Raw genomic sequence first — 12,698 nt, 5'->3', positions numbered from 1 at the left:
ATAAAGTTATACCACTGGATTAAAATTCGAACTTTCTGCTACTGGTAAATGTCGGAATACTGGAAAAAGAATAACCTTACAGTATAAGCATTAGTCGCCAGAGAATGCATAGCATATGCAGCTCAGCCTGCACAGTCTCGCCCGCCTGATTGTTAATTATACTTAATTGCTTTAGTTTTATACATTCTTTTATACAGGTGTTTAACAAACGTTTCTATGAGATACAATTCATTGTCAATTCTCTTCTTCCTGGTGCTATTCGGCTTTACAGGCATGGCACAGAAAAGAGAGTTGCCCAACACTACCATTTCCCTTCAGAACCTGAACGACTTCCAGCCTGCAGCAGGCAACTGGCAGTTGGCAGGCGATGTATATTACGACCTGAAGAAGGCTGGTAAAGAAAAAATACAGCCCGGCTCCGGGATACTGGTAAATGACCCTTCTGATAAGAACAGGGATAACCTGCTCACTAAAATGGAGCACGGTGACATTGAGCTGGAGCTGGATTTTATGATGGACAAAGGGTCTAACTCCGGCATTTACCTGCAAGGGCGCTACGAAGTGCAGCTGTTCGACAGCTGGGGCGTGCAAAGCCCGACAGCCGCAGACTGCGGAGCCATATATGAGCGCTGGGACGAAAGCCGCCCCGGCGACAGGAAAGGGTATGAGGGCCACGCGCCAGCGGTAAACGTCAGCAAAGCTCCCGGCCTGTGGCAGCATTATAAAATTGTTTTCAGGGCGCCGCGCTTTAATGCGCAGGGGCAGAAAACGGAAAATGCCGTGTTTGTGCAGGTTATCCACAACGGCGTGGTTATTCATGAAAACGTGGAAGTGACAGGGCCAACGCGTGCCGCTGCCTTCCAGGATGAGCAACCGCTGGGCCCGCTGATGATCCAGGGCGACCACGGCCGCGTAGCCATCCGCAACATCAGTTATAAAGCATTCGGCACAGAGCCTGTCACCCTGACGGGCCTGACACTGAAGGCCTACGAAGGCGGAGCGAAAAGTCTGGATGAGCTCAATAAGATGACACCAGTTAAGGAGATGGACATCAGGGCACTGGCTCACCAAGGCTCCGGCACCAGAGACGAGTTTGGCGGGAAAATTAACGGAACCATTAACGTGCCGCGCACCGGCGAGTACCTGTTCAGCCTGGAGCTCGACTGGATACCGGATGACAACAACTACCCGGAAAGGCCAAACGGTGCCGGCGAGATGATTATCGGTGGCAAAAAGGTTATCTCCATCGACGGAGAGCGTGGGGACGCCACGACGATGGTGCAACTGGAGGCAGGCGAACACCCGATAGAGATTTCGTACCTGAAGAACTTTGGCTACTGGTATGCCCAGAGCAACGATTTTACCCTCACGGTAGAAGGCTCAGGCGTGCCTCGCACAGCGCTGAATACCCCGCTTCGCGCAGCAGAGCCGGTGGGTGCCATTATGGTGCTGGCTGAAAAAGAGCCGGTGATGCTCAGGAGCTTTATCGAGCACAACGGAGACAAGAGAACCCATACCATATCTGTAGGAGAACCTGGCGGCGCAAATTATACCCTCGACCTTGGCACTGGCGATTTCCTGCAGTTCTGGCGCGGTAACTTTATGGAGACTACTCCTATGTGGCACGGTAGGGGCGAAAGCCAGTTGGGCGTACCGATGGGAAGCGTGATTGAGCTTGCCGGCAGCCCAACCCTTGCATACCTGAATGATAAAGACATGTCCTGGCCTGACTCCAACACCGCTTACAACTACCTCGGGTATGAAGTAGACAAGAACGGCCGCCCGACCTTTAACTATACCTTAGGTGGCGCCAGTGTGAAGGACGTGTTTGAAGTGAACGAGGGAGGAAGAAAACTCACCCATTCCCTGACGGTGATACCTGGCCAGGAGCAGGGGGAGTTATGGTGCAGGGTGGCCGCAGGAAATGAAATCAAAAAGCTGCCCAACGGCCTTTACGCCATCAATGATAAAGAGTACCTGATAGAGTTACCACGCAGGGCAAAACCTGTTATCCGGAATACGGCACAAAACGTGAAAGAGCTGCTGCTGCCCGTGAAAGCCAAAAATGGCGCCACGGAGGTAAAGTATAACATTGTTTGGTAGGCTTCAGACATCAGGAGGAGAAAAATCATCATGAAAAATATAGCACGAATTACACATTTAACAAAGGCTGCACTTGTTGCGCTCTGCCTGCTTACCCTAAGTGGGCAACCGGCTTTGGCGCAGAAAAAGGCCAGGGTAAACCCTGAAACAGGAAGCAAACAGCCCGCACCGGCGCCTGAAGGCCTGGAAGAGGCCGATGCCATTCCGGAAGTGGAAGACGACTTCTATAAATTGATTTCGCTGCCGATACCAGAGGGAGTGTTGCTGGAAGTAGGCGGAATGGCGACACTGCCGGATGGCAGCCTGGCCGCCTGTACCCGCAGAGGAGAAGTATGGATCATCTCTAACCCGAATGTTTCTGGTAATGCCAAGCCATCTTACAAGCGCTTTGCTTACGGGTTGCATGAGCCGCTGGGACTGGCTTACAAAGACGGCGACATCTACGTGACGCAACGCAGCGAAATCACCCGCCTCCGCGACAATGACGGCGACGGCGTGGCTGACGCCTACGACAAAGTATATTCCTGGCCGCTGTCGGGCAACTACCACGAATATTCCTATGGCCCCCTGTTTATGCCAAACGGAAACATGCTGGTGACCCTGAACCTGGGCTGGAGCAATAGCCTGGGCCATGGTGTGAGCCTGGTTCCGTGGCGTGGCTGGATGCTGGAAATAACGCCGGACGGAAAAATGACACCTGTTGCATCGGGCCTGCGCTCGCCTTCTGGCTTTAACGTAAACGAAGCCGGTGACGTGTTCTATACCGAAAACCAGGGGGACTGGGTAGGCTCGGGCCGCATCACGCACCTGGAGAAAGGCGACTTCGCAGGCAATGCCGAAAGCCTTCGCTGGTCAGACCTGCCGGGCGCCACTGTCGACCTGAAGCCAGAGGACATCCCGAACACCGGCGAGCCGCTTTACGATGTGGCGAAGCGGGTGGACGCGCTGAAGCCGCCGGCTGTCTGGTTGCCGCACGGTATCCTGGGCATCTCCACCTCCGGTATTTTGAATGATAACACAAACGGAAAGTTCGGGCCTTTCGAGAACCAGCTTTTTGTGGGAGACCAGGGGCAGAGTAAAATTATGCGGGTAGCGCTGGAGAAAGTAAAGGGGCAGTACCAGGGCGTGGTGTTCCCTTTCAGGGAGGGCTTCTCTTCGGGTATTCTCCGGCTGGTGTGGGGCAGCGACGGCGCTATGTTCAGCGGCATGACCAGCCGCGGCTGGTCCTCTACCGGAAAAGAACTCTTCGGCCTGCAGCGCCTTGTCTGGACCGGCAAAACTCCTTTCGAGATGAAGACGGTGAAGGCGATGCCGGATGGTTTTGAGATAGAGTTTACGCTTCCTGTTAACAAGAAACAGGCTGCTGACCCTTCTGCTTATGCTGTTACAGGCTTCAACTATAAGTATCAGGCCGCTTACGGCAGCCCTGTTATCAACAATGAGAAATGCCCGGTGCGGGGTGTGGTGGTATCAGAGGATGGACTGAAAGCCCGCCTTGTAGTAGACGGCCTGCGGGAAGGATATATTCATGAAATTACGGCAGAGGGTGTTCGTGCGGCAGACGGTAAGCCTTTGCTGCACACCGTAGGCTATTACACGCTCAACCAGTTCCCGGATGGGGAAAAACTGGCTATAGCAGCAGCCAACCACAGTAACCATATGGCCATGGCCTCCACTTCTAAAACAGCGCCAGCCACTGCGAAAACGGCCACAGCCAAAAAAGCAGCCGCCGCCAAGCCCGCCGAAGCCAAAGGAGCCAAGCGCGTAACAAAAAGACCTGCCTCTTGGACAAAAGAAGCCGATATCACCATCAACCTGGGCACCAAGCCCGGGCTTAAGTTCGACCCTTCACAGATACGCGTGAAGGCGGGCAGCAAGGTAAAGGTGGTGTTCCATAACAACGACGACATGCTGCATAACTTTGTGGTGGTATTGCCGGGCACTGCCATAGAGGTGGGTGAAATGGCCATGAAGCTGGGCCTGGAAGGACAGGAGAAGAACTATATTCCGCAGACAGACAAAGTGCTGTACCACACGAAACTGCTGCAGCCCAGCGAGACAGAAGCCATCTACTTTGTGGCGCCTGACAAACCTGGCGAGTATACCTATGTCTGCACGGTGCCAGGGCACTTCTATGTGATGCAGGGCACGCTGAAAGTGGTGGAGTAACAGATGTTGCTATAAGCTTTCGGATTCAGAAAAGCCTGCATAGATTTCAAAAACAGAAAAGCCCCAGCCAATTTGGCCGGGGCTTTTCTGTTTAGCGCTTCAGCTTAATAAACATTGGTATTTGGCTCGCCTCGTTGACCTGGAAGTCAATCTCTTCTACCTCTTCAGAGTTCTTTAAGTCGAGATATATTGAAAGAGCATGTTCTCCCGCTATCTCTTCAAGAGTAGGGCGTTGAATCCTACCGTTCTCTATCAATACCTTCTTTACCTTCTCGTAAGCTACCATGTACTTTGCATTTTGATGTTGCATGAAATTAAGGGTTAAAGGTTAGTAACTAATAGACCAAAGATACAATATTGCACACGCACCTCTGTTACAGCGGCAAACCATAGTTTTCAGATCTTCCACTTCCTGAATACAAATATTTTTGCACCTTGTACAGAAAATTCCCCATACTTGAAAGATTCGACTTAATCATACTCCAACTCCTCCTAAGCGGGGATTCACCCAGTAGTGGTTTGCATCAAAGAAACTTTTCTACTCAAAAAAAGAGGCTGCCAATATATGGCAACCTCTTTTTACTTGCTCAATCTTTCCCGAAGAGAGAACAAACTTTTAGTTTTTAACAAGCAGCTTTTTAATCAGCGCTTGTATCTCATGGTTCTCATGCGAACCCTCCATTTTCTCCAGGCGCTGCTGCAGGTCCTGCAAGGTTTTAACAGACTCCGCAGAATTGATGGCACCGATGCGCTGGATAGTATAGGGCAGCACATGAGGCACCTTTGCCTTCAGCGCCAAGTCAGCCGCTCTGTTCATGTCTGTAGGCACAGTTGGCTCAAACGCATACCAGAGCATAAGGGGCATGTTGTGGTCATCTTTATCTTCTGTCCGCTGCACCAGGGCTTCCAGCGTTTCCCATCTTTTCTCTGGCGCTATTCTTTGAATGGCCGAAGTCAGGTAAAGCCTTACAAGCGCTGTGTTGTCAGTTTTTGCCAGCTCTGCAAAACGTTTCAGGGCAGCATCAGAGAGGTCTTTGTCTTCTGCCATCAGTTGAATGGCCCAACTCCTGATATACTCACTTTCGTGGTCCAGCAATTTGAGCAGTTCTTTCTCGCTAATCCCCTCTGTCACATGGAGCGCCCAAAGAGCCCGCAGCTTTCTGCTTACATCCGGGTTCTCGTTCAGAATCTTTTTCAGGGCTCTATGTACTTTCTTATTAGGCCCGCGCTCCTGCAGTATGAGTCGTGCTGTTCTGACATACCACTCGTTTTTGTTAAGCTGATGCTTCACCAGGTCCATGTTAGAGGCTTTTGATAAATTCACCTGCACCCACTCGTCTGTCTCATGGCTGATTTTGAAGATACGCCCCATCGTCTTTTGATGCACATCCGGGTTTGGGCTATGGCACTGGTTCTTGTCGTACCAGTCGATAGCGAAAACAGAACCGCTGGGGTCGTATCTGAAGTTGAGCCACTGCGACCAGGTATCGTTCGTCAAAAGGAAATCTTCGCCGTGCAGTGCTACATACCCCGAACCCCTTCTTTCGAGCACATCGGTGTTCACCCTGCTGCCATGGATGTTGTTCATGTAAATCTTGTTGCGGTACTCCTCGGGCCAGTTCTCACTTCCCAGGTAAATCATAGCACCCGCATGAGCATGACCGCCTCCTTTCGCATTTGATCGGAAGTTTCCAGCATGGGGTCCCCTGTCTCCCACCCAATGCACATGGTCGCCTACCTGTTTGATATCATTGTAAGTATAAGGGTTGAAGTGCTCCCCGGCCTGCCGCTGATACCTTGCGCCCTGAATGGCGTGAAACATGTGGGGGATAACGCATACCGTAATAAAGGAATGCCCGTAGTCATTGAAATCAATACCCCAGGGGTTACTCGTACCTTCTGAGAATAGCTCAAATTTCTTTGAAGTCGGGTGGAAGCGCCATACGCCGGCGTTCAATTTTGTTCGCTCTGAGTTGGGCGCTCCCGGCTTTCCGACGTTGGAATGCGTGAACACCCCCTGCGTACCATAAAGCCAACCATCTGGTCCCCATCGGAAGCTATTCAGTATTTCGTGCGTATCGTCGATACCCCAGCCATCCAGAAGTACCTGCGGTGGGCCAGCAGGTTTGTCAGTCTTCTCGTCAACAGGAATAAACAAGAGTTGGGGTGCTGAACCAAGCCAGACGCCGCCCATACCCACTTCAATGGCACTAATCAGATTCAGGCCTTCCATAAAGACCTTTCGCTTGTCCAATGTGCCATCGCCGTTTGTATCCTCAAATATGAGTACGCGGTCTCTGCCCTGGCCTTCAGGTGCCCGAATAGGATACGTATGGGCCTCCGCCACCCAAAGCCTTCCGCGGGCATCTGTGGTAAAGCTGATAGGGCGGATGACATCCGGCTCAGCAGCTGCCAGTTTCACAGAAAAGCCGTTGTGCGTTGTCATGACATCTGCAGCTTCCTTACCTGAAAGCCCTGAATGGATAACCGGGTCCAGGGGAGGAAGGATAACGATATCGCTTGGTTTTAGCTCGTTCGAAAAATTAGGCCGCTCCGGATAGAACTGAAAATCGTCAAAATTGATGTGGGCCCAGGTATCATCCCCAATGTAGGGAATTTGCGAAATTCCCGTTTCGTTGTCGACAATGCGGACGTAGATTTCCTTGTTTAGCAGCGGTGTCAGGTCAACTACAACCGGTTGAAGCGTTGGACGACCCGCTCCTGTTATTTGAAAGAAAACTTCGTCATTGTCTGCCCTTACTATTTCTACCCGTGTATCCTGCAAGGCACCTCCTGATACCTTGAAAGAGGCAAAAGGATGCGTCACAGTGAAAGGCACCGATGTCAGTGTACCGGTTCCCTTGTAGTTTTTGGTTCCGCCGCTCGTTATGAAGTGCTTTCCGGAAAAGCCGATTTTCATATCCTTTTCATGTACCGGAGAAGGGTCCTCTGATATGATAGGACTTGCAAAGGCATCGCCCGTTGCTTTCCAATCCTGCAGGCTTCCTTTCTCAAAGTTCAGGTTCAGGTCTTTTCCTCCTTTTTTGGGTGTCAGGCCGGCAATGGTTACCTCTTTTTTGATAGGACCATCCACTACCTCAAATTTGCCTACCATGCCCGCAGCACGGTGTCCGGGAATAGTGCAGTAATAGATGTCGCTGTTCACAGCCTTGAAAACAATGCTTGCGGTATCTCCCGTTTCTACCAGCACACGGCTTCTGATGCCGAGCTTCTCCAGGGCGATATCATGGGTCATAGGCTCGCCATTTACGATTTTGATCCGCACTGTTTCTCCCTTCTGAGCTTGCAGCACAGGATTGCGTTTTCCATCTAAATCAAAATAGCCGAGAATGGAAGCTTTCAGCGTGTATTCGCGATCATACCGATCAGCCTTCTTATCTTTTGAGGGGCCAGAATTGAGGTTTGAACTATAGGCGTTTGGATGCAGGCATACTGCAAGCAGTATCAAAAAGAGCAACCGGGATAGGGTTATCATAAATTTGGTGTTTGAGGTAATAAATCAGGACAGGTAATGCTGGATTACCGGCATCAGTAAACAGAAGACATTTAAAATCATTCAATTAACTTATCATCAAACAGTTAATTGAGACAGAGAAGCAATATCAGGTATAAATATTTTAAAATTAAACTTAGAAATCAACTTGTAGCCCATGTAATCAAGCAGCGTCGTCATCTTTTACCTTTTTCAGGCAGTTCTTCCAGGTAGATATCCTTGTAAAATACTTGCGCCTTGCCCCCGCCATGAATCTGAAGGGCAATAAGGCCCGACTGCGGAATGGTGGTATCTTCTTCTGTGTAATCAACAGTCTTTTCCCCGTTCAGGTATATCCGGATGCGTCGCCCTTCGCTATGGATTTCATAATCATTCCACTCATTGGGTCGGAGCAGTCGTTTAACTTGAGCAGGGTCAGCGGTAGCAAGGAGTTTGTTCCGGCGGGATTCATCGTACAAACTGCCCCAGTAACCTTCTCCAACATCTGCCTGGTAGCCTACCATTTCATAGGCTGGCTCAGCTATCCGCTGGCTATGGAACTGGACACCCCCATTTATGAAGCCGTCATCACCGGTTAGTTTAAACTTGAGCTTAAGTACATAGTTATCATAGCTCTCTGTAGTGCTGATAAACTCGTTGTGAGGCACAGTTTCCGTCAGAGAACCTCCCACCAAGGCTCCCTCCTGGATGCACCAGGTGTTAACGGTGTCTCCCTCCCAGCCTTTAAATGTCTTTCCATCGAACAGCTGAACCCGTTTTGCTTTAGACTGACCTGTGGAGGGAGGAACACAGAAGACCAGCAGCGCTAGCAGAAAAATTATCGTTCTCATATCATGCCGTTTTAAGTCAGCTTTCTCTCTTATACTTGCCTGTTGAAAGAGGGCAGTAAGTATAACCTTCATACTTTTCTTGATTATTATTTGGCGCAATCACAAAAGATTATGGCACCAAATACAAGTGACACAATATGGCAGAGAATGTCAATTCCGTTTCTGCTCAAAGACAAAAACGCCTTTCTTATTGGCCACTATGATATCCTTCATCCCATCGCCGTTCATGTCTTCCACCACCACTTCTACCCCTACCCCGGAATTATCATCTACCAGGTGCGGTACCCAGGCAGGCGTTGCACCGGGCTTAAACTCGTACCAGTACAGCACAGCCGGCTCGAACTCGCCCGGATCCTTGCCCATGTGGGCGAAATAACGTTTCCCCGTCACCAGGTCAGGGTGCCCGTCCGAGTTAACATCTGTGAGCACCAGCCCATGTGATTGGGTGAAGGCATCTGATATAAGGTGCGTCTTCCATACTGTTTCCCCCTGCTCGTCCGTACCTTGTTCGTGCCACCAGACTCCCAGTGCGTGCGCCGATGAGGAAACCACATCCTGGTCTCCGTCTCCGTCAAAGTCATAGGCATGCATTTGAGCGGCTGGCTCGCCCAGGTTAGCTTCATGGAATTCCCAATCAGGTTGCTGCGGATCTGATGGTGCCTCCCACCAGCCTTCCCTGATGATGACATCCCGGCGTCCGTCCTTGTTCATGTCGCCCAGGCCAAGCCCATGCGAAAATGGCTCTGAGCCGGGACTTTTCTCCTGGCTAATGGTGAATCGCTGCCACTCCAGGTTATCGCCGGAAACGGGTGCCTTAAACCAAACCATCTGCCCTTTGGGAGAATCGCCGCCCAGCACGTCCATCTTGCCATCGCCGTCCACATCAAAAAAGCCCGCTGACTCGTTGCCTAATGTTTCATGAATGAGGTGCGATTTCCAGTGCACCCCTTCCTGCTTTGGGTTCTCGAACCACTGTACTTCCTGGCCCGGAAAACCGACCCGCACGAAATCCACCCAGCCGTCGAGGTTCACATCCATAGCATGGCTCACAAAGGCATTGCTGTAACCTTTATCGTACTCAAACTTTTGAGGCACTGTCAGTTCATGCTTTTCCCAGTCAGGCGCCTCGAACCAGTAAGCACCAGCCAGCACATCCATTTTGCCATCTTTATTTACATCTCCAACAGCTACTCCCTCGGCAAGAAACTCATCTGTTAATATTTGCCTGGTGAAGGATATTTCTTTCTGTTCGGTATCATTATACACTGATTTCTCCGTTGACCTGCACCCCGTTATCAGGCAGAAAGCTAAATGCAACAGGACGAGGAATGTGGGCTTTGCCTTAGCCTGGTGCAGTATCCGAGATCCATCACTTGTACGAGGCGCGCTATGGTCTTTCATGCAGGAGAAATTTGGTTATGAGTAATTATTATTTGCTAATACTTCATATGGAGGGTGCAGTACCCACCCCAAAATCAAAAGATGGTTATACTACTTTACGCATAAACGATAGGCACAGTAATGAGGTGTCAATCAATAGATTTTATCATATAAAGGAGGCATAACCATACTATGGTTTTAACAAAGTAAATGAATAACACGGATTGTTAAAGCTGCTTAACCTTCCCCTATTTTCACTACAAAAGACTACAGAAAGCCGATAAGCCAGTCAGGAAGTAAACCAAGGATATGTTGTCATGGTGCTGATAGCATTTTCCGCTTCTATAAAGTCGCTTTATTTTAAGACAGGTGCCTGCTGTGCACTTACAGAAGGCGTGCCTGTTTCAATCTGAGGCCAGCCATCCCTGTAAATAATTTTGTCCATCAGCATTACCCGGCCCTTATTTAGTTTATTCGCGTCAATAGCATGATAAATTATCCAATCCTGGCCGGCATCATCTGTAACGATGGAGTTATACCCCCGAGCTATCCACTGTTCGTTACGTTCCAATATCAAGCTGTTCTCTCTTCCGGTTGCCTCTGCTAGCGTTTTAAAGGGGCCAGTGGCATTTTTGGAGCGTGTTACCATCACGGCATAGTGGGCTTTGTCGCCGCAGCAGTTGTCGCCGGAGTAAAAGAGGTAATAGTAGCCGTCCCTGAACCTGACCCATGCACCTTCTACAAGGTTCTGATAGTTAGCCGGGTCGTTGTTGTGTATGGCCTGTACAACCTCTGTTGGCTTGGTTCCAGGCTTAAAGCTCAGCCGATCCTCCGTAAGCTCCTGCACCTTAATGGGTAAGTGAGCAGAGCCCCAGTACAGCAGTTTCTTACCTGTTGCCGACTCGTCGTAAGCCATCGGATCGATGCTTTCAAAACTTTCCCCACAGAGCAAAGGCTCGCCCTTATCCGCAAACGGACCGGAGGGACTTTTAGAAGTTGCTACCGCCAAGCACTTGCCTTCGGTTTCGCTTCGGGACTCTCCTGAGTAATACAGGTAATACATTTGATTAATGGCATCATAGAGTACGTGCGGTGCCCAGAAATCCTTGCCTGCCCAAACTGGTTTTTCCGGCAGGGCATCTCCCACATGCTCCCATGTCACCATGTCTTTTGAGCGGGCTACCTGGATATTCACTGTCTCTCCTTTTACCTCTGTGTTGGTACCGTAAACATAGTAGTAACCATCAGCCGCTCTGATAACAGTAGGGTCGGCAAAGTCGGCGGCGTATACCGGGTTGGTATAGGCCTTGGCAGCAGCCGGTGCCTCTGAAGCAGAGGGAACAATCTCTGGCTCTGAAGCTGCCTGTTCTCCGGGCTGACAGGCAACACCGAAACCAAGTATGAATAGAAATCGGATGCATGTCTTTTTCATAGGCTTTGGCATTATAATGACAAGCAATAAGAAACTCATACTTATTTGTAAACTGGTCTGCTTTACCGAAGATTTCCACCTCCTTTCGTAATGCCTGATTAGCGCCTGCCCAAACAGCATGTGCATTGTCTAATATCACTGCTCAGGCCTACCGGTGCAAGTGCGCCTGCAACAACTTTATTTCCTTCTGCTTTCCAGAGAGATAGAAGGAGACAGAAACGCTTCTCAGTTTATGATGGGATAGAAAAAACTGTGAGGGTCAACAGTGAGTATTTCTTCGCCTCCATCTGGATTCTTAGAAAATTCGGCTTTGATAAGAGCTGTTTTCCTGGGGCCTACAACAGTGTCTGATTGGTGCGTATGGAATACATAAATCAGATTCCCTCTCTTATCTTTTACAAAATCGCCGTGCCCTGTCCCCTTTTCTCCGATGTTCTTTGTGCTGATGACAGGGCTGGACACCTGTTTTACCCATGGCCCCAGCGGACTCTGGCTGGTAGCATACCCCACTGCATAATCAGGGTTCCGAAAATCATTCGCAGAGTAAATCATGTAGTACATACCCTTATGCTTGAGCACTGTTGGGCCTTCTGCCACTGGCCAGCCTGCGTTTGCTGTGTTCTCCCAGGGTTCTTCTGCAGCAATGGCCTCCCGAAGCGTCTCATCTTTTATTCCAGACATGTCATCCGTCATTTCTGCTACAAATATCCTGTTCCCGTCATTCAGGCGCACATGGTACAGGTACTTTCTGCCATCGTCATCTATAAAAACAAACGGATCTATTTGCTTTACAGGAGCCGCCAACGGCTCCTTCACCTGCTGAGTAAACGGCCCGAGCGGGCTGCTGCTTTCTGCTATAGCAATGTTCTCGTTGGCAGTATACGCCATATAGAACTTCCCCTGATGATTGAATACCTGTGGCGCCCAAAATCCTTCCGTCCCGTAGGCATCTTCCTTGCTCAACGCAAAACCATCCCTCACACCTTTAGGTCCTTCCCAGGACTTCAGGTCTTCTGACGTATACACCTCGAACCCCTTACCTGAATTACCCTCTACAGTACCATACAGGTAGTAGGTACCTTTATGATAAAACACAGTCGGGTCAGCCAAGTGGATGTTGTTTCCCTCTGCTACGTCCTGTGCAAGCGGGGTAAGTTTACAGGAGCACAGCCAGAGTGCTAAAAGGAAATAACGGAGGCTGGCTGCTTTAAAATTCATTGTTTGTTTCTTTAACAACATACTGTTTTGGGTATTCTGTTCAGGTTATTTA

At 49.9% G+C, this 12,698-nt stretch carries 8 protein-coding genes; 2 read left to right on the top strand and 6 right to left on the bottom strand.

Annotated elements, in window-relative coordinates:
• The first annotated feature begins 216 nt into the window (after positions 1 to 216).
• Both ACFS7Z_RS18675 and ACFS7Z_RS18670 read left to right on the top strand, forming a co-directional pair.
• Complete coding sequence (locus tag ACFS7Z_RS18675; RefSeq protein ID WP_377487789.1) at positions 217 to 2,103, top strand: family 16 glycoside hydrolase; 1,887 nt, start codon at positions 217 to 219, stop codon at positions 2,101 to 2,103.
• Between the two features lie 30 nt (positions 2,104 to 2,133).
• Entirely contained in the window at positions 2,134 to 4,272 is a 2,139-nt protein-coding gene (locus ACFS7Z_RS18670; RefSeq protein WP_377487787.1) for a plastocyanin/azurin family copper-binding protein, read from the top strand.
• 91 nt (positions 4,273 to 4,363) lie between these two features.
• On the opposite strand, the gene ACFS7Z_RS18665 is transcribed toward ACFS7Z_RS18670, so the two are convergent.
• The 6 genes from ACFS7Z_RS18665 to ACFS7Z_RS18640 all read right to left on the bottom strand — a co-directional run bounded on the left by ACFS7Z_RS18665 (position 4,364) and on the right by ACFS7Z_RS18640 (position 12,646).
• Positions 4,364 to 4,558, bottom strand: coding sequence for a hypothetical protein (locus tag ACFS7Z_RS18665; RefSeq protein ID WP_377487785.1), 195 nt, complete (start codon positions 4,556 to 4,558; stop codon positions 4,364 to 4,366).
• Positions 4,559 to 4,888: 330 nt separating this feature from the next.
• Positions 4,889 to 7,768, bottom strand: a complete 2,880-nt coding sequence (locus ACFS7Z_RS18660; RefSeq protein ID WP_377487783.1) for a PVC-type heme-binding CxxCH protein — start codon at positions 7,766 to 7,768, stop codon at positions 4,889 to 4,891.
• A gap of 194 nt (positions 7,769 to 7,962) precedes the next feature.
• The gene (locus ACFS7Z_RS18655) at positions 7,963 to 8,616 is read right to left on the bottom strand and encodes a 3-keto-disaccharide hydrolase (protein WP_377487781.1); all 654 of its coding nucleotides are present in this window, start codon (positions 8,614 to 8,616) and stop codon (positions 7,963 to 7,965) included.
• Between the two features lie 150 nt (positions 8,617 to 8,766).
• The gene (locus ACFS7Z_RS18650; protein ID WP_377487779.1) at positions 8,767 to 9,882 is read right to left on the bottom strand and encodes an FG-GAP repeat domain-containing protein; all 1,116 of its coding nucleotides are present in this window, start codon (positions 9,880 to 9,882) and stop codon (positions 8,767 to 8,769) included.
• A gap of 469 nt (positions 9,883 to 10,351) precedes the next feature.
• Positions 10,352 to 11,428, bottom strand: coding sequence for a glycoside hydrolase family 43 protein (locus tag ACFS7Z_RS18645; protein ID WP_377487777.1), 1,077 nt, complete (start codon positions 11,426 to 11,428; stop codon positions 10,352 to 10,354).
• Between the two features lie 225 nt (positions 11,429 to 11,653).
• Positions 11,654 to 12,646, bottom strand: coding sequence for a glycoside hydrolase family 43 protein (locus tag ACFS7Z_RS18640; protein ID WP_377487775.1), 993 nt, complete (start codon positions 12,644 to 12,646; stop codon positions 11,654 to 11,656).
• Between the last annotated feature and the right edge of the window lie 52 nt (positions 12,647 to 12,698).

Origin of the sequence: Pontibacter toksunensis, assembly GCF_042686245.1 — a bacterium.
In the GTDB taxonomy this organism is placed as follows: domain Bacteria; phylum Bacteroidota; class Bacteroidia; order Cytophagales; family Hymenobacteraceae; genus Pontibacter; species Pontibacter toksunensis.
This window is presented reverse-complemented; position numbering and strand designations above follow the sequence as displayed.